17 protein-coding genes are annotated in these 17,077 nt (G+C 63.1%); 11 read left to right on the top strand and 6 right to left on the bottom strand.

Features of this window, described 5'->3' with window-relative positions; translation table 11 throughout:
• Positions 1-66 precede the first annotated feature (66 nt).
• From cysT to RN346_RS11220, 3 genes are read left to right on the top strand one after another with little or no spacing between them, the layout of a single operon-like run.
• A complete protein-coding gene (gene cysT / locus RN346_RS11210) occupies positions 67-858 on the top strand; it encodes a sulfate ABC transporter permease subunit CysT (RefSeq protein WP_409335802.1) in 792 nt (263 codons plus the stop codon).
• On the top strand, positions 858-1,685 hold the full coding sequence (cysW, locus tag RN346_RS11215; protein WP_311958273.1) for a sulfate ABC transporter permease subunit CysW: 828 nt from the start codon (positions 858-860) through the stop codon (positions 1,683-1,685). Before cysT ends, cysW begins: the two co-directional genes overlap by 1 nt.
• The gene (locus RN346_RS11220) at positions 1,682-2,767 is read left to right on the top strand and encodes a sulfate/molybdate ABC transporter ATP-binding protein (protein WP_263586721.1); all 1,086 of its coding nucleotides are present in this window, start codon (positions 1,682-1,684) and stop codon (positions 2,765-2,767) included. The genes cysW and RN346_RS11220 overlap by 4 nt, the downstream gene beginning before the upstream one ends.
• Positions 2,768-2,801: 34 nt before the next feature.
• On the opposite strand, the gene RN346_RS11225 is transcribed toward RN346_RS11220, so the two are convergent.
• Positions 2,802-3,416, bottom strand: a complete 615-nt coding sequence (locus tag RN346_RS11225) for an alpha-ketoglutarate-dependent dioxygenase AlkB (RefSeq protein WP_311961167.1) — start codon at positions 3,414-3,416, stop codon at positions 2,802-2,804.
• Positions 3,417-3,509: 93 nt separating this feature from the next.
• Between RN346_RS11225 and RN346_RS11230 the strand changes: the two genes are divergently transcribed.
• Positions 3,510-4,103, top strand: a complete 594-nt coding sequence (locus tag RN346_RS11230) for a YajG family lipoprotein (RefSeq protein WP_263586719.1) — start codon at positions 3,510-3,512, stop codon at positions 4,101-4,103.
• 25 nt (positions 4,104-4,128) lie between these two features.
• On the opposite strand, the gene tmpT is transcribed toward RN346_RS11230, so the two are convergent.
• From tmpT to RN346_RS11245, 3 genes are all read right to left on the bottom strand, one after another.
• Positions 4,129-4,758, bottom strand: a complete 630-nt coding sequence (gene tmpT / locus RN346_RS11235) for a thiopurine S-methyltransferase (RefSeq protein WP_311961168.1) — start codon at positions 4,756-4,758, stop codon at positions 4,129-4,131.
• Positions 4,759-4,779: 21 nt separating this feature from the next.
• Positions 4,780-5,415 (bottom strand): TIGR04211 family SH3 domain-containing protein, encoded by a 636-nt coding sequence (locus RN346_RS11240; protein ID WP_263586717.1) that lies wholly within the window; start codon positions 5,413-5,415, stop codon positions 4,780-4,782.
• Between the two features lie 68 nt (positions 5,416-5,483).
• Positions 5,484-5,813 carry a DUF1820 family protein gene (locus RN346_RS11245; RefSeq protein ID WP_252109111.1) on the bottom strand — a complete coding sequence of 110 codons (330 nt, stop codon included), beginning with the start codon at positions 5,811-5,813 and terminating at the stop codon, positions 5,484-5,486.
• A 200-nt stretch (positions 5,814-6,013) separates the two neighbouring features.
• Here RN346_RS11245 and RN346_RS11250 point away from each other — a divergent pair, with 200 nt between their 5' ends.
• From RN346_RS11250 to RN346_RS11260, 3 genes are read left to right on the top strand one after another with little or no spacing between them, the layout of a single operon-like run.
• Positions 6,014-7,237, top strand: coding sequence for an ATP-grasp domain-containing protein (locus RN346_RS11250; RefSeq protein ID WP_311961169.1), 1,224 nt, complete (start codon positions 6,014-6,016; stop codon positions 7,235-7,237).
• Positions 7,238-7,267: 30 nt separating this feature from the next.
• The gene (locus RN346_RS11255) at positions 7,268-9,265 is read left to right on the top strand and encodes a hypothetical protein (protein ID WP_311961170.1); all 1,998 of its coding nucleotides are present in this window, start codon (positions 7,268-7,270) and stop codon (positions 9,263-9,265) included.
• 44 nt (positions 9,266-9,309) lie between these two features.
• Positions 9,310-10,062: a TlyA family RNA methyltransferase gene (locus RN346_RS11260; RefSeq protein WP_311961171.1), complete on the top strand. Its 753-nt coding sequence runs from the start codon at positions 9,310-9,312 to the stop codon at positions 10,060-10,062.
• A gap of 46 nt (positions 10,063-10,108) precedes the next feature.
• On the opposite strand, the gene mscK is transcribed toward RN346_RS11260, so the two are convergent.
• On the bottom strand, positions 10,109-13,444 hold the full coding sequence (mscK, locus tag RN346_RS11265) for a mechanosensitive channel MscK (protein WP_409335764.1): 3,336 nt from the start codon (positions 13,442-13,444) through the stop codon (positions 10,109-10,111).
• Between the two features lie 159 nt (positions 13,445-13,603).
• Between mscK and RN346_RS11270 the strand changes: the two genes are divergently transcribed.
• The 4 genes from RN346_RS11270 to RN346_RS11285 all read left to right on the top strand — a co-directional run bounded on the left by RN346_RS11270 (position 13,604) and on the right by RN346_RS11285 (position 15,722).
• Complete coding sequence (locus RN346_RS11270; protein ID WP_311961172.1) at positions 13,604-14,638, top strand: phospholipase A; 1,035 nt, start codon at positions 13,604-13,606, stop codon at positions 14,636-14,638.
• A gap of 76 nt (positions 14,639-14,714) precedes the next feature.
• Complete coding sequence (locus RN346_RS11275; RefSeq protein WP_252109116.1) at positions 14,715-15,047, top strand: YqjD family protein; 333 nt, start codon at positions 14,715-14,717, stop codon at positions 15,045-15,047.
• Positions 15,047-15,451: a phage holin family protein gene (locus tag RN346_RS11280; protein ID WP_311961173.1), complete on the top strand. Its 405-nt coding sequence runs from the start codon at positions 15,047-15,049 to the stop codon at positions 15,449-15,451. Before RN346_RS11275 ends, RN346_RS11280 begins: the two co-directional genes overlap by 1 nt.
• On the top strand, positions 15,426-15,722 hold the full coding sequence (locus RN346_RS11285) for a YqjK-like family protein (RefSeq protein WP_263586711.1): 297 nt from the start codon (positions 15,426-15,428) through the stop codon (positions 15,720-15,722). Before RN346_RS11280 ends, RN346_RS11285 begins: the two co-directional genes overlap by 26 nt.
• Positions 15,723-15,795: 73 nt before the next feature.
• On the opposite strand, the gene RN346_RS11290 is transcribed toward RN346_RS11285, so the two are convergent.
• The gene (locus tag RN346_RS11290) at positions 15,796-16,980 is read right to left on the bottom strand and encodes an NAD(P)/FAD-dependent oxidoreductase (RefSeq protein WP_311958279.1); all 1,185 of its coding nucleotides are present in this window, start codon (positions 16,978-16,980) and stop codon (positions 15,796-15,798) included.
• Positions 16,981-17,077 lie beyond the last annotated feature (97 nt).

Raw genomic sequence — 17,077 nt, forward strand, 5'->3', positions numbered from 1 at the left:
GGCATGAGATCCGTGAGCTTTCGCCAATCCGGCAGCGCGCGCGTGCTGCCGGGTTTTGGTTTGTCCATGGGTATCAGCGTGCTGTTCATTTCGCTGGTGCTGCTTTTACCCATCACCGGGCTGTTCGGCCAGCTGGCGGGGTTGAGCCTCGCCGAGTACTGGTCGATCGTTACGGAAGGCCGGGTGGTGGCAAGCTATATGGTGACGCTGGGCGCGGCGGCGGTGGCTGCATTGGTCAATGCGGCGTTCGGGCTGCTGTTGGCCTGGGTGCTGGTACGCTACGAGTTTCCCGGCAAGCGGCTTCTGGACGCGCTGATGGACCTGCCCTTTGCGCTCCCCACCGCCGTGGCCGGCATTACGCTTGCCACGCTCTACGCCAGTAACGGCTGGATGGGTCGACTGCTCGAGCCGCTGGGGTTTCAGGTGGCCTACACCTGGGTGGGCATTGCGCTTGCCATGGCGTTCACCAGTATTCCCTTCGTGGTGCGCACGGTGCAGCCGGTGCTGGAGGATCTACCGGCGGAGATCGACGAGGCGGCAATGTCGCTCGGCGCCACCGACGGCGTCGCGTTTCGCCGCGTGATCATGCCGCACCTGTGGCCAGCGCTGGTCACCGGCACCGGGCTCGCCTTCGTGCGCTCGCTCGGTGAGTTCGGGGCGATCATCTTCATCGCCGGCAACATGCCCTATGAAACCGAAATCACCGCGTTGATGATATTCGTGCGCCTGCAGGAGTACGACTACGCCGGCGCCTCGGCGATCGCCTCAGTCGTGCTGTTCACCTCACTGGCGCTGCTGCTCGCGATCAACGTGTGGCAGGGGCGCTTCGTTCGTCGTCTGCACGGAGGATCTACCTGATGCGCCGCGTGGGTGATGCACCGCTGGTACGAAATATCCTGATAGCCGCCGCCGTTTTCTTATCGGCGCTGTTTCTGCTGCTGCCGCTGGTCGCCATTTTCGCCCAGGCGCTGTCCAGCGGCGTGATGGTGTTCTGGGAAAACGTCAGCAACGTCTATACCCTGCACGCCATTGGCCTGACGCTTTTGATCGCGCTGATGACCATTCCGGTGTGCCTGGTATTTGGCGTGGCGCTGGCCTGGCTGGTCACCCGGTTTCGCTTTCCCGGTCGGCGAATTCTGCAAACGCTGATCGACATTCCCTTCGCGGTATCGCCGGTGGTGGCAGGGCTCGTTTATCTGCTGCTCTACGGGCGTAACGGCTGGATCGGAAGCTTTCTGGACGGCTACGATATCCAGCTGATGTTCGCCTGGCCCGGAATTTTGATGGTCACCATCTTCGTCACCTGCCCGTTCGTCGCCCGTGAGCTGATTCCGCTGATGCAGGCCCAGGGCACCCGCGAAGAGGAAGCAGCGGTGACCCTGGGCGCCTCCGGCTGGACCGTCTTTCGCCGCGTCACGCTGCCCAACATCAAGTGGGCGCTTTTGTACGGCGTCATTTTGACCAACGCCCGAGCAGTGGGTGAGTTCGGCGCCGTGTCGGTAGTGTCCGGGGCGATTCGCGGCCAGACCAACACTCTGCCGCTGCACCTCGAGCAGCTTTACCAGGATTACAATGCGGTCGGGGCGTTTTCGAGCGCGGCGCTGCTGGCGCTGATTGCGCTTTTGACGCTGGCGACCAAGGCGGCCCTTCAGCGGCGCGCCACCCGCCGGGAGGCCATTTTATGAGCATCGAGCTACACCATATCGCCAAGCACTTCGGCGCCACTCAGGCGCTCGAGCCGATCGATCTCAACATTCATGACGGCGAGCTGGTGGGCCTTCTGGGGCCGTCAGGCTCCGGCAAGACCACGCTTTTGCGCATCATCGCGGGGCTCGAAAACGCCGACCGCTCGCCCACCCCGGGTAAAATTCTGTTCGGCGAGCGCGACGTGACCCACGTGCACGTACGCGACCGACGCATCGGCTTCGTCTTTCAACACTACGCGCTTTTTCGCCACATGAGCGTGTTCGATAACGTCGCCTTCGGTCTGACCGTGATGCCGCGCAAGGACCGCCCATCGAAAGGCGAGATTCGCGCGCGGGTCTTTCGGCTTCTGGAAATGGTCAAGCTCGAGCACTTCGCCAACCGCCTGCCGGCCCAGCTCTCCGGCGGTCAGCAGCAGCGGGTGTCGCTGGCACGAGCACTTGCGGTCCAGCCGGACGTACTGCTGCTCGACGAGCCTTTCGGCGCGCTGGACGCCAAGGTGCGCCAGGACCTTCGCCGGTGGCTGCGCCGCCTGCACGAAGAGCTGGGCTTCACCAGTGTGTTCGTCACCCACGACCAGGAGGAGGCGCTGGAGCTCTCCGACCGCGTGGTGGTCATGAGTAACGGCCGCATCGAGCAGATCGATACGCCCGAGGCGCTCTACCGGGCACCGAAAAACCGCTTCGTGTTCGAGTTTCTGGGCGACGTCAACCATCTGGAAGGCCACGTCAAAAACGGCGTGCTCACCTGCGGCGATGCGAAGCTCAAGGTCGACCTACCGGATGGTGACGAGGAGCTCTTGCTGCGCCCCCACGAGGTGCGCCTGGCGGAAACGTTCGAGCCCGGCGTTCACCTGCCGATGACGATCACCGCGTTTTCGCTGGTCGGCGCCGAGGTGCGCGTGGAGCTCGAAGCCGACTGGCTCGGCGCGCCCTGGCTTGCCACGGTACGCCACTCGGATTTCGAGCGCCTGAAGATCCATCGCGGCCAGCGCCTTTACGCCCACCCAAGGCGCTGGCACCGCTTCAAGGACGACGCGGCGAAGACACGCCAGCCCCACTAAATGAAGGCGCCGCTGACCAGCGGCGCCTTCGCGTTCATCCGGCGCGCAGCTGGCGAAAGGTCAGATTCACCCGCGCATCCGTACACTTTTTGGTTTTGGGCAGGCTGTGCCACCAGTGGGTCTGGGTCGCCCCCTGCATGATCAGAAGGCTGCCATGTTCCAGCAAAAGCGAGACGCGCTCGCCGCTCGCCTTGTGCTTGAACGAGAAACGCCGCTCGCCGCCGAGCGTCAGCGAGGCGATGATGCCTTGCTCGGCAAGCTCGCGCTCGTCGTCGCTGTGCCAGCCCATGCCCTCCTCGCCCGAGTGGTAGAGATTGCACAGGCACGAATCAAAGCGCGCCCCACTTGCCCGCTCTACCCGCTCTTTCAGCGCCTGCAAAAGCGCCGGCCAAACCCGCGCCCGTTTGGTCTGACCCGAGTAGGTGTAGGTGGCCGGCGCATCGGCGTACCAGGCGACCTTACGCCGGGTGATGATGTCACGGCCGAACATCACCACACGCTCGTGGGCCCAGTCGAGCTCTAAAACACAGCGCGTGAAGTAGGCGCTTGCCTCGCGCTCGGTGAGCACCGGGCCGAGGTAAAACGCCTCGCCGTCGTGGGGCAGCAAATTGGCCGGCGGCGGCGTGTCGAAAAGCGCCTCTTGCTCCATGAAAACTCTCCAGAAACGTGCCTTTGGGTTTGCATGTACCCGACGCGCGAGCGCAGGCTATACTGGCCTTTTTAACCATCGCGGAGAAACACCATGCTTCGGCGTCATTTTTTAACGCTCACCACGGCGCTTGTCGCAGGCGCCTGGCTTACCGGCTGCGCCAGCCCCCAGTACCTTCAGCTAAGCCCGGAGCGCACCGCCGAGGTGCCCAAGGCGGGCTCGGGGCAGCAGGTCAGCGTCGCAGCGGTCGACGCCCGTGAAAGCGAAGTGATCGGCACCCGCGCCGGCGGTAGCATGTCCACGGCCCAGATTACGGTCAACAGCCACGAACTGGTGCCGAGGCTTCAAGCCGAGGCGGAGCGCGCGGTGCGCGAAATGGGTTTCAACCCCACCAGTAGCCCAGTGCAAAACGCCCCGAGCCTGACGCTGGAGCTTGCTAGCCTGCACTACGGCCAAGCCGACAGCGGCCAACCCCTGGTCGACGAAGCGCGCATCGAAGCGGTCTTTCGCGCCATTGCGCAAAACCGCGGCACCACCTACACCGGTACTTATACCTCGCGGCGCACCCAGGGCTACGCCATCAAGCCCGGTGAGGCGACCAACACGCGCATGATCAACGATTTGCTCAGCGACGGCATGAACCGCGCGTTCAGCGACCCCGAGCTTGCAAGGCTTCTGGCCCGCTAACCGCGCCGCTACCTGAAGGCGCGGGTCACGCCGGCCCGCGCCGCTTGAGCGCCCACACCTGCTCGCTGACGCCGCGCGCGTCCGCCTCACGTTGTTCCAGCAGCGTCAGCGCAAAGTTTGGCGACAAAAGCCGTCGAATCTCCTCTTCCGCTACGCTGTAGGGCGGGCCTTCCTCGCCATTTTCGTGGGTCACGCTGATCAAAAGCCCTGCCGCCCCGGGCGGCAAAAGCTGCGCCAGATGAAACGCGTAGCGCGCCCGGGTGGCCGGGGGCAGCGCAATCAGCGCGGCGCGGTCGAAAAACGCGTCGAGCTGCGAGGCCTGGCGGCGGGTAAGATGGAAAAAGTCGCCGCACCAAAGCTCGACATTGGCCTGGCGGGCAATATCGAACCCGGTATGGCGGTAGCGCGACACTCCAAGCGGGCGCTGCGCTAAAAACTGCGCCACCGCTTCCGGGGCGAGCTCGATGCCGAGTACCGCATGGCCGCGCTCGGCAAGCCAGCGCATGTCCAGGCTTTTACCGCACAGCGGTACCAGCACCCTGGCGTTTTGGGCGACGTTCAAATCCGGCCAGTGTCGAACCAGCGCCGGGTGGGTCACCGATTGGTGAAAGCCGATACGCCCTTCTTGCCAGCGCTTGCGCCACGCGTTCTCCATCGATACCTCTTGGCTGGGCGCTTAGAACCAGCGGTCGCGTTTTTTACGCCGGCGCGGCAGGTGCGGCACGATCAGCCCCACCAGAAGCCCGGCCCCGGCCACGCCGCCTCCGTACATGAAATAGCGCATCAGAAGATCCTCTTCCTGGGTGTCCAGGCGAGCCTCGAGCGCGCGCACCTGTTGGCGAGACTGATCGGTTACGCTTTCGAGCTCGCGGTTGCGCGCTTCGAGCTCGGTAATACGCTGCTCGCGTACCTCGAGCGTCTCGCGCATCGAGGAGACGCGCTCCTCCCAGGTATCGTTGATACCGTCGAGCTCCTGGGTGAGTTCACCGACCTGGTCTTCGAGTTCGGGAAGCTGCTCGCGGGCGCTCGGGGTTTGCTGCAGTTCGTCGCTGAGCACCCATACGGCGTCACCGCCGCTGCCGCGTACGCGGGTGTAATCGCCGCTCTCTTCGAGCACCTCGACCTCTTCGCCGGCGTTGAGCGTTCCCACGATACGGTAGCCGTCGGTGGGGCCGCTACGCACGAAGGTGCTGAGCTCTTCGCTGACCCAGGCCTGACTATCGTTTTGGGCGAGCGCCGTAGAGCTTGCCCCACCCATCAATAAACCGGCACTCGCCAGACAACCCATGAAACGAGACTTTTTTACTTGCATGACTAACATCCTGATCAAAAAACACGTACGTCGAGCATCGTTGCCTAAAGGAAGGCGCGCCCGTACGCTTACCTTTCACCGCGAGGTGGCAGCGGGAAGGGACGAGTAAATTCCGCGACGCGGCTATCGCTTTTGACGACTTTCAGCGGGCCTTCACGCTCGACTTCGTCGATCCGCACGATGGCGTTGAGCGGCAGGTAGCTTCGCTTGACGCCCTCGAAGGTGCGCTGCAGTTTTTCAGCGCCCGGGTCGACCACCACCCGCGAAACATCGTCAAAGACAAACTCCTCGACTTCAATAAAGCCCCAGAGTTCGCTTTGAAAGATCTCTCTGACGTATAAATCCCACACTTCACCCTGCTGGTGAACCACTACCCGATAGATTGGCTTGGGCGCCATTCTGGCGTCGTCCTCTTGGCGTTTAAAGGTCAAAAACTCGATCCTAGACTATCATAACTCTGGGCTTGCCCTTTACTGCCGCGTGCACGTTTTACGCGTTACTCCCCTTTTTCAGGGCGGCGGCTCGGGTATTGTTTGGGTGACCGAGTGTGTATGGTGGCGTCAATGCAGACGGTTTTTTCCCCACAGGAGTTACCAGCATGGAAAAGGATTCGAGCAAGGGGTATATCGCCCTACTGGGTTGGAGCCTGAACGCCATCGAAGCGGCGGAAAAGTTCGACCGCCGCTACATCGTGGTCGCCCCGGACTGGGCCGAAGAGTATTGCCAACAGCACAACATTCCCCACGTGGCCTGGAACTTCGAGCGTCTCAACGACCGCTCGCTCGAAATCGCCGAAACCCTGAAAGAGAAAGGCGTTGACGTCGCCATCCCGCTGTTCGAAGAGACTGTGGAGTGGGCCGGCGCGATCAACTCGCTGCTGCTCGACAACCCGCGCCTTTACGGTCAGTCGCTATTGCTACGCGACAAGGCCCTAATGAAGCGCCGGGCACAGCTGGGAGGCATTCGCGTGGGCATTTTCGAAGAAGCCCACGACAAGGAAGACGTCATCCGCTTTTTGAAGCGCGTCAACCAAACGCTTTTGAAGCTCGACGGCGACCCCAACGACCCTATTCACCTCAAGGCCTTCGATAAGGCCGGATGTCTTGGCCACCGCGTGATTCGCACCCCGGATGAAATCGATTCGATTCCGGAAGAGGAATTCCCGGTATTGATGGAGTCGCACCTGGACGGCTGGGAGTTCGCCGTCGAGGCGTGGATTCATAACGGCAAGATCGTCTTTTTGAACATTTCCGAGTACGTGACCCTGGGTTATTCGGTGTTCGTGCCCGCCTCGCCGGAGCTCGAAAAGTATCGCGAACAGATCACCCAACAGATCGAGAAGCTCATCAAGACCTTCGACATCGAGTTCGGCCTGATTCACCCGGAGTACTTCGTCACCAGCGACGGCGAGATGTACTTTGGGGAAGTCGCCTACCGCCCACCGGGCTTCAAGGTGTTCGAACTGCTCGAGCGCGTTTACGGCTTCAACGCCTACCAGGCCTCGATGCTGGTATTCGACCCCAAAACCACGCCGGAAGAGGTCGCCGCCTTCTTTCCCAAGGAAGTGGTCGATGCCGACGGCTTCGCCGGCTGCTTCGGCGTCTACCCCCGCCGACGCGTGGTCAGCCGGCTGGAAATTCCGGAGGAGACCGAGGATCACCCCTACTTCGAGTCACACGAGCTTACCTCGCCGGTCGAAGAAACGGTCACCAAGCGCACCGCCTTCGGCACCCACTGGGGGCTTATCTATTTTCGCGGCGACGACGCCCACACGCTTCGCGATCTGCTAAAACATCAGGAAGACCTCGACTTCTATGTATAATCCCCGCGACTGCAGGGAAAAGGAGTCGCTGTGACGACCGCCGATGATCAAACTTCGTCCCCTCTGCTGAGGGGACTTTTGGAAAAGCTGGACGATGCGCTTAAAAGGCTCGAGGACGCTCCCGCCTTCGCCCGGCCCGACAAGCTCCCCCGCGTTCTGGATACCGCCCGCCGCGTGCTGCTGCAACCAGGCGGCTGCCAGGCCTGCGAGGCGCGCGCCGCGACGTTTGAATCCGCCGCCGTGTTCCAGGGCTCCGACTGGGAAACCCCGCAGTATCTCCAGCCCGCCCTTGCTGCCTTTTCGCTCAAAAGCGCCCACGCCCACGCCCTGGTGATCGAGGCGCTCAGCGAGCTGCGCCTTCTGGCCGTGGCCAAAGGCGAGATCGATCATCCGCTGATCACCCAGGCGCAGGCGCACCAACACCTCACCCAGGTCATGGCGCTCAACCTGACGCTACTGTTCGGCGCGCCAACCGAGGCCGAGCGCGAAACCCAGGGCAGACTGGCGGCGATTCCGCGGGCGCTTTTTCAGCATCTGGCCGGGCGAATCGGCTACGAGCACATCATCGACCGGCTGATCGACGAAATCTGGCGCATTCTTCAGCAGCGCCCGGTGCAGGTCGACGGCATCAAGCAGATGATTACCCACATCGCGCTGTGCCAGGCCGACCCATCGATCGATCTCGGCGCGAGCGGCCAGGGTGCTGACCGGCTGGTCAGCTCCCTGTTTGGCCCCACCCAGGCGTGCCGCGAGGATCCGGGCGTCGAGGTGTTTCAGACGCGGCTGGCCGGCATGGACAGCGCCGCGCTGCAGGCCGAAGCCACCGGCTTTGCCCGCGCCATGCACGACACCGGGCTGGTGTCGCCCTACCACGCCGTGCTAATGCGCTTTTGTCTCGATGAAAGCGATTACCTGATCAGCGAAGCGCTCGGGCTCTCCTCCACCGGGCGGGACTGTCTGCTGTGCTACCGCGAGCTGGTGCACGCGTTGATTCGCGAAAGCGTCTACCCCGCAACTGCTCAGGCGGTGTACGGCCTGGCGCTGATGCTCGAGCGTGGGATTCTCTATCAGCCGCCGGTGGCCCCGGCAATGTGGCGTCAGCTCAATCTGGCGCTATCACCGCCAGCCAAAGCGCGGTTGAGCGCGACCTACGGCGACGAGGTGAGCCCCCACGCGCGGCTCATGGAGGGCGTGCTGTGCCTTTTAGGGCTACCGCTGGGCGTGGGCCAGGGCAACAACCCGACCTGCCAGTCGGCGCGGGCGCTTTCGATGTGGGCCTACAACGATCCGGACTACCTGCTGCAAATGGTGGCCTGGGCGACGCGAGACGATGAAATCATCATGCACTTCGAAGGCCAGCCGATCTCGTCCAGAGAGAGCGGCGCGGGTGTGGCCACCTCCCTTCCCATGGACCTGGACCCGGTCTCGCTGATCGTGGTGCCGCACCTGGATCGCATCTACGCCGAGATGGGGCGGCGCTGTATCGGGCGTGAAGGCGACCCGCACCGCTGGGTCAACCCGGAGTTTCACGGCTGGTGGTCCGGGCGCGGGTTTCGTATCAACGTCGATGTACAAAGCGGCCGGCTCGTCGAGGTCGAACGCTTCATTCGCCACTTCTACGCCAGCTACCATCCGTTCTACAACGGCAACCAGCCGCTGATTCACCCCCAGCCCGCGGGCATCGCCGTGACCGACAGCGCCGGACGCTTCGTGGGCTGGCACGCCATCACCATTCTTCGTGCCTCGCTCGACCCGACCGACACCATGCGTGTCTACTTCTTCAACCCCAACAACGACAGCGGCCAGGATTGGGGCGACGGCGTGCGCGTGAGCACCGCCGGGTTTGGCGAGCGCTTCGGCGAGGCCTCGCTGCCGTTCGAGCAGTTCGTCTCGCGCCTTTACATCTATCACCACGACCCGCTGGAGCGCGGCGAGCCGGCCACGGTCTCTCAGGACGTACTCGAGCGGGTCACGGGCTACCTGCACCGAAGCTGGGGCGAGCCGCGCCTGCCAGAACTCGAATGCTAAAAAGCCACTCATCCAACCGCTAACGAACCATTTACTCCCCCGATATGATGCGACTCGACCAGCTGCTGGCGACTTTGGGCCTCGCCAGCTCCCGCACCCGCGCCCAGCGCCTGATCAAAAACGGCCGGGTCCGCCTTGAAGACGGCACTGCGCTGACCCGCGCCTCCCAACCCTGGCCACCCGAGACGCGCTTTGTCATCGACGACGACCCGGAAGAGCGCTACGTCTCTCGGGCCGGGCTCAAGCTCGAAGGCGTGCTCCAGACGCTTGGGCTTCGCCTCGATGACATTGGGGTGCTCGATGTGGGTCAGTCTACCGGTGGTTTCACCGACTGCGCCCTGCGCTTTGGTGCGCGCCACGTCATCGGCGTGGAGGTCGGCCACGGCCAGCTCGACCCGGCGCTTCGCGCGGATACGCGGGTGCGCTGTCTGGAAGGCTTGAACGCCCGCTCGATGAGCAGCTCGCAAGCGCTTCTTGAGGCGCTGTCAGAGCGGTCGATCGGCGTCGCGGTCATGGACGTCTCGTTCATCTCGCAAACGCTGATCATCCCCGAGATCGCGACGCTGCTGCCCCCAGGTGGCCGGCTATTATCGCTGGTGAAGCCGCAGTTCGAGCTCGACCCCGGGGCGCTCGATAAGCGCGGCCTGGTGCAGGACGCAAGGCGCTTTATGGAGGTCGAGCGGCGTATTCGCCGGTGCTGCGAGGCAAGCGGTTTTGAGATAAGCCACTGGCAGGAGAGCCCGATCACCGGCGGCGACGGCAATCGGGAGTTTTTGCTGTTGGCGAGCAAGGCCTGAGCAAGCAGGACAAGAACATTCAGGGCCCCAACGAAAAGGCCGCCCGCTAGCCCGTCGAGGGCGGCGGCACGTTGGCCGACTGCACCTTGACCGGCTCGCTTTCGTCGCGGTGCAGCCAGACGTCCATCTGCTCGAAAGCCACCCGAATGCCCGCCTCGCGAAACAGCGCGTCTACCCGGCAGTTCACTTCGTCGGCAGCAAAGAGCCGGTCGAGCAGGTCGTTGACGAAGATGCGCAGCTCGAAATTCAGGCTGTGCGGCCCGTAGCTTACGCAGAACACCTGAGGCTCCGGGTCGGTCAGAATGCGCGCGTTTTCATCGGCGGCCTGGCGCAAAAGCGTATGAACCCGCGCCAGATCAGAGCCGTGCGAAACACCATAGGTCAACACGACCCGCGTGACGTTGTCGGAAAGCGACCAGTTGATGAGCTGGTCGGTCACGAAGGTCTTGTTGGGAATGATGATCTCCTTGCGATCGAAATCCGTGACCGTGGTAGCGCGAATGCGGATCCGGCTAACGGTACCGTGCAAATTCCCAAGCGTGATGGTGTCGCCGATACGGATCGGGCGCTCGAACAGGATGATCAGCCCCGAAATGAAGTTGGCAAATATCTCCTGCAGCCCGAAGCCGAGCCCCACGCTGAGCGCGGCCACCAGCCACTGCAGCTTGTCCCAGGAAACGCCCAGGGTTGCCAGCGCCATGACCACGCCGGTGCCTACGATGGTGTAGGAGAGAAGCGAGGTGATGGCATAGGAACTGCCCTGCTTGAGCGAGAGCCTGGAGAGCACCATCACCTCCAGTAGTCCGGGCAGGTTGCTCGCCATGATGAAGGTCACCGCCACCACGAAGAGCGCGGTGAACAGATCGGCGATCGACAGCGTATTGCCGACGATATCGCCCTCTTCGGCGTCCCACAGCGACACCTGATCCAGATAGCCCAGCACCGAGAGAAGATCCGACCACACCAGGTACAAAAGCGTCATGAAGCCGATCAGCAGAATCAGCTTGGACAAACGCAGCGACTGGCTGTTGATCTGGTGCATGTCCAGCGGCGGCTCTTCGACCACCTCGAGCCCGCCTTCGGCCCCCTCCTGCACCTGGGCCCGGCGGCGCGCCAGCGCCCGGCGATAGGCAAGACGACGCGCCGCCACGGCCAGACTGCGCACCACGGTGGCTTCGATGATGATCCAGAGCCCGAGAATGTAGATCGTCATGGCAAAGCGCCCCACCAGGCGCAGCGCGGTGTACTCGAACCCCCAGGCCACCAGGCTGAACAGCACCAGCGGCACCGCGGCGATGGAAAGCCCCAGCAGCAGCCGGAAGAGGCGCACGCCGAAAAACGGCACGTGGGCGAGAATCAGCTGGGCCAGCCACCAGCTCATCGCCGCTAACGCCACGAACAACAGCAGGAGCGCGATGGGCCGCTGGATCAGCGGCGTCTGCATCGGCTCGGAGATCGTCGCGATCACCAGCACCAGCGATAGCATCAGCCCAAGCCCGCCCAAAAGCTTGCGAAGCCGAGCGCTGTAGCCCGCCGACCAGGTAAAGTGGCGCTCGGCCACACCATCCGGCACCAGAAGCCGACGCCCCCAGGCGATCGCCCCCCAGCTCAGCGCCAGCTGCAAAAACGCCATCGACAGGCTTTGAAGCGCCGTGCCCTCGGTGGTTTTGAGCCCCAGACCAACGCCGGCGAGCACCAGCGGGCCGGGAAGGGCGAGCAGCGCGTTGAGTAGCACCGCCTTGGGCGTATGGCCCTGGGTGTCGCTTTTGAGCCGGCCGATCTGCGAATGAAGAAGCGCCAGCCGCGCCTTGATACGCGCTCTGAGAAAGATCAACAGTAGGCTGATCAGCATCAGTGGCGCGCCGCTGAGCACCTGCCATGAAAGCCCCTGCCAGCGGGTGGGTAGAAGGTTTCGCCACTCGCCTTCACGCCACTCGATGCGCAGGTTTTGCGGCAGCTGGCGTAGCCAGGTGAGATCCAGCGGGCGGCTGCTCGCCACCCAGAACAGCTGCTCGTCAATGGTCGAGCGCAACGTGCGCGAGATTTCCAACAACTGCTGCTGGTTGAGCTGCAGCTCGATGGCCGCGCTCAAAAGCTCACTGTAAGCCTGTTCGAGCTGCTCGACGAGCTCGCGCCGGGACTGGTAGAGCCTTGAAAGAGAGTCGACGAGCCCGGCGGTGACTTCGACCCCGGCCTCCTCCAGACGCTGGTTGGCCAGCCGCTCCCCCTGTCTGAGCTGGTCGCGTTGGCGCACCAGATCGAACTGCTTCAAGCGCAGGTCGGCGATTTCGTCCTGTAGATCGCGCCGGGGCGCGATGCTGGGCAGCGACTGGCGCTGCTCGACCAGAATGCGCGACAGAAGCTGGCTACCGCGAATGGCATCGAGCTGCTCGTTGAGGCTTCGCTGGAGCTGGCGCACGTGATCGAGCTGACGCTGCGCCTCGATGTTTTCACGCACGATGCCGTTGGCACGGTCGGTGGCTCTTAAAAGCTCGAGACTCAACGCCTGGTTGATCTGCTGGGCGCTCAGCACCACCGGGTGCCCTTCGGCCACCAGCGGGTCCTCGCGGGCGGCATCGGCGATCGCCTGTTCCGAGGCGAGCCGGCGCTGGCGGTCGATCACGCCCTGAAGCAGGTTGAGCTGCTGCTCCTTTTCATCGATCTGCATCGACAGAAGATCACGACGCCGCTGGGCCAACTCGCGCAGGCGGCTGTTGGCGCTGAGCTCACGCTGGTTGAGACTGATTTCGCGCTCGGCCAGCGCCCGGCCCAGACGCAGCTGAATCAGTTCGGCATCGTTTTGCGCCGAGAGCTGGCGGTCGTCGAGCAGTGCCTCGCGCTCGTCCAGCTCGCGGCGCAGGCGTTCGCTTCGCTGGAGCGCATCGGAAATGGCCTGCTGCGCGCGTTCGGGCAGAGTCTGAGCGGCCAACAGCTGGGAGTTGGCGTCGGCAAGCTGCCCCTGGAGCTGCTGCAGGGCGGCCACCGCGTCGGCCTGGCGGCTTTCCAACCGCGATAGCGCCATGTCGCTCAGGTCTTCGGCACTAAGCGCCTGACGCGCCTGTTCGGCTTCGTCGAGCTCGCGCTCCAGACGCGCCAGCGTCGAGGGCGCGTCATCGGTGCGCTGCTCGAGGGTGGCGAGACGCTCCTCCATCGCCTCGAGGCGCTCATAGGCGTCCAGCGAGGCTTGCAGCGACTGAAGATCGCTTGCCTGCTGAGTGCTTAACTCCCCTTCCGTCGCCTCTAGCTGGTCAAGACGTTCGCTGAGCTCTTCCTGCGATGGAACGCCCTCGACCTCGACCGCCCAAGCGCTGGCGCCCGTGACGACGAGTAACAGCGCCATCAGCGCCAAACCACCCACCCATCTCCCAACCGCACGTTTCATCTCGACGCGTCGCCCCGCTGACAGATCGCCCGCCATGGCGGGAAAGGGCGCCATTGTCCTGGGTAATGCGTACTTTCGCAATCATCGCTAGTTGACTTAAACGCCAAGGCTGTATAGAAAGCCCTGTTAACTCACTCCTTCACCTCGCGAGCCTCGTTCATGGTCAATAAACCCCGGTTGTTTGCAGCACTGTTCGTGCTCATTGGCGCCTCTCCGCTCGCGTCGAGTGCCTGGGCGCAGCAGTCGCCTGACGAGATCGAGGCGCGCATTCGCGCGCTCAACGTCGAGCTCTATCAACTGCGCCAGCAGCTTCAACAGGTGGAAGCTCCCGAGGAGCGCGCCGCCGGCATCGAACCCGAACCGCAGCCGGAAGAGGCCGCACTGGAAGACTTGAGTGAGCGGCGCATGCTCGAGCAGGAGTCGACGCGCAACCCCTTCGCGATCACCACGCACCGGACCAACTATCTTTTCCCGGTGAGCTACAACACCAACCGGGATGCGGAAAGCTTTCGCGAAATCACTGACGAAAACGGTCCGGACAACGTCGAAGTGAAGTTTCAGTTCAGCGCCAAGTTCAACCTGGTGCAGGACCTGTTTGGTGACGTGGGGGATGTCTATTTCGGCTATACCCAGAGAAGCTGGTGGCAGGCATACAACACCGAGGCCTCCTCGCCTTTCCGGGAGACCAACTACGAGCCGGAACTCTTCATCGACTTCGATAACGCCTGGACGGCGCTTGGCTGGGTCAACACCCGCAACCGGATCGCGTTCAACCACCAGTCCAACGGCCGCTCGGACCCGCTCTCGCGTAGCTGGAACCGATTCTACCTGGAGAGCACCTTCCAGCGCGGCGACTGGGCGCTCACACTTGCCCCCCACTGGCGCGTACCGGAGTCGGAAAGTAGCGACGACAACCCGGACATCGAGCGCTTCATGGGCTACGGCGACATCCGTTTGGCCAAGCGTTTGAACCATAATCACGAAATCGCCGGGCAACTGCGCGGTAATCCCTCGGCGGGCAACTACGGCACGCAAATCGACTACAGCTGGCCGGCGTTCACCAATCTTCGCGCACACCTGCAGTACTATTACGGGTACGGCGAGAGCATGATCGACTACGACAACCGGGTCCACCGGCTGAGCATCGGGTTTAGCCTGAACCCCATGTTTAGCGCCTCCGGGCTCGACCGCTAGGCAAGGTTGTCTATTCGGTAAGGGCTGCTATGCTGATAGCGGTTATCGTTTCATTCATACGTCAAAGGAAGACATCATGGCCAAACGTAATTCCGACAGTTCAGCACGTGCCGACCAGCTCAAAAACGACCTTCGCTACCTGAGCGAAACCGTCGAAGAGCTGGTCAGCGCCACCTCCAAGGATGCCAGCGGTGAAATGCGCGGCCTTCGCGAGCGCGCCGAGCGTCGTTTGAAAGAGACCCGTTCACGTTTGGAAAGCGCTGGCGAGCATCTCTACGAAGATACCCGCGAGTCGCTGTCCAACCAGGTTGATTGCTGCGACCGCTACGTTCGCGAAAACCCCTGGACCAGCATGGGTATTGGTGCCGCCGCGGGTCTGGTAGCCGGACTGCTGCTCGGTCGTCGCTAATGGCCTTGGGTCCTACCCAACGCGTATTCTCTGCCGTCAAACGCCTGCTGGGCTCACTGGTCGCCAATAGTGAAACCCGCCTGCGTTTGGCGGTATTAGAGCTCGAAGAGGAACGCGCACGTTTACTGGTGCTTTTTCTGCTGGCAGGCGCGAGCCTGCTTTTGCTTTTACTGGGCGTGGCCACGTTGACGGCGCTGGTCATCATCCTTTTCTGGGATACTTACCGCATCACGGCGATCGTTTTTAGCGCCGGCGCTCTGATTTTCGCAAGCCTGCTTTTCGCCCTGATTGCCCTTCGTCAGGCAAAGAGCCACACGCTGTTGAAAGAGACGCTCAAGCAGCTGGCAGCCGACCGGGCGCTTTTGGAGGCCAACCAGTATGACCACCCCGACCAACACCGCTAGACCCAGCCGTGCCGAGCGCAAGGCAGCGCTGTTGCTGGAACTCGAGCAGCAGCGGGTCGATATTCTGGTCGATAGCGACTACCTGCTCAACGCCGCTCAGCCGCTCGAGAACAGCCTGAAAAGTTTCAAGCTGCCGCTTTTCGCCATTGGCGGTATTGCCGCGTGGCGTCTGGTGCGCCATCCGGGTGGCGCCATGGCCGCCGGGCGTAAGGCGCTGGCGGGGTACATGCTGTTTCGCAAGTTCAAACTGCTGGCCAAGATCGCGACCTGAAAAGTGTCGGTTGACGCTTTCCAAAACGCGCGCCTCGGCGCGCGTTTTCGTATCTGACGTGTGCCGGTAGCGATTAAAGCGCCTGGGCGCAGGCCACTCCGCTCGCCCAGGCCCACTGAAAGTTGTAGCCGCCGAGACGCCCGGTGACGTCCAGCACCTCGCCAATGAAGCGAAGCTGGGGCAACTCCTTCACCTCGAAGGTTTTCGAAGAAATCGCATCGGTATCGACGCCGCCCATGGTCACCTCCGCGGTACGCCACCCTTCCGTGCCGGAAGGTTTCAACGTCCAGCCGTTCAGCCGCTCGGCCCAGGCGTCGATCATCTCATTGGAGGCCTGCGCCAGCGGTAGGTGCGTCTGCCCGTCGGGGTACCACTCGATCAGCGCCTGGGCCAGGCGCTTGGGGAAGTGCTCGCCAAGCCAGGTCGATAGCAGCCGCCTGGGCGTTTCCTGACGCGCTTTCAGGAGTAACTCCCGGGCCTCACAGTGAGGCAGCAAATCAATAGAGAGCGCCTCGCCGGGCTCCCACACGCTCGAGATTTGCAGCATCGACGGCCCGGACAGGCCCCGGTGGGTAAACAGCAGCGGCTCTTCGAAACGGTAGCCTTCGTGGTGGACGGCCACCGGTACGCTCACCCCGGAAAGGGCGCTGGCACGCGCCTTCCAGGTATCGCTCAGGGTGAGCGGTACGAGCCCCGGCCGGGTGGGCAGTACCTCGAGCCCGAACTGGCGGGCAAGCTCATAGCCAAAGCCGCTCGCCCCCAGGGTGGGGATCGAGAGCCCGCCGGTCGCCACTACCAGCACGCCCGTGTCGATTCGACCGCGGGAGGTATGAAGGCGCATGGCATCGCCCGCGCGCTCGACGCGCTCGATGCGGGTATTGAGCGACACCTCGGCGCCGGCCCACTCGCACTCGGTCAACAAAAGCCGCACCATCTCTTTCGCGGAGTCGGCGCAAAAGAGCTGGCCCGGGGCTTTCTCGACGTACTCCAAACCGTGGCGCTCGACCAGCTCGACGAAGTGCTCCGGGCGGTAGCGCTTGAGTGCCGAGATGCAAAAGTGCGGATTTTGAGAGTAAAAGTGGTGAGGCGCGGTGTCCATGTTGGTAAAGTTACAGCGACCGCCCCCGGACATAAGGATCTTCTTGCCCGCCTTGTTGGCATGGTCCAGCACCAGCACCCGCTTGCCGGCGTAGCCGGCCTGGGCGGCGCACATGAGACCCGCCGCCCCCGCGCCGATGATCACGACATCAAACACCATACCCGACATCCTCGAACCAGCAGAAAGTCGGCCATTCTATCAGGTATGAAGCGCTTTATTGTGCCGGCCCCCTATTTCGGCGAGCGCTGCACCGGGG

The sequence above is a fragment of the Halomonas sp. PAMB 3232 genome (assembly GCF_031954225.1).
Classification (GTDB): Bacteria; Pseudomonadota; Gammaproteobacteria; order Pseudomonadales; family Halomonadaceae; genus Vreelandella.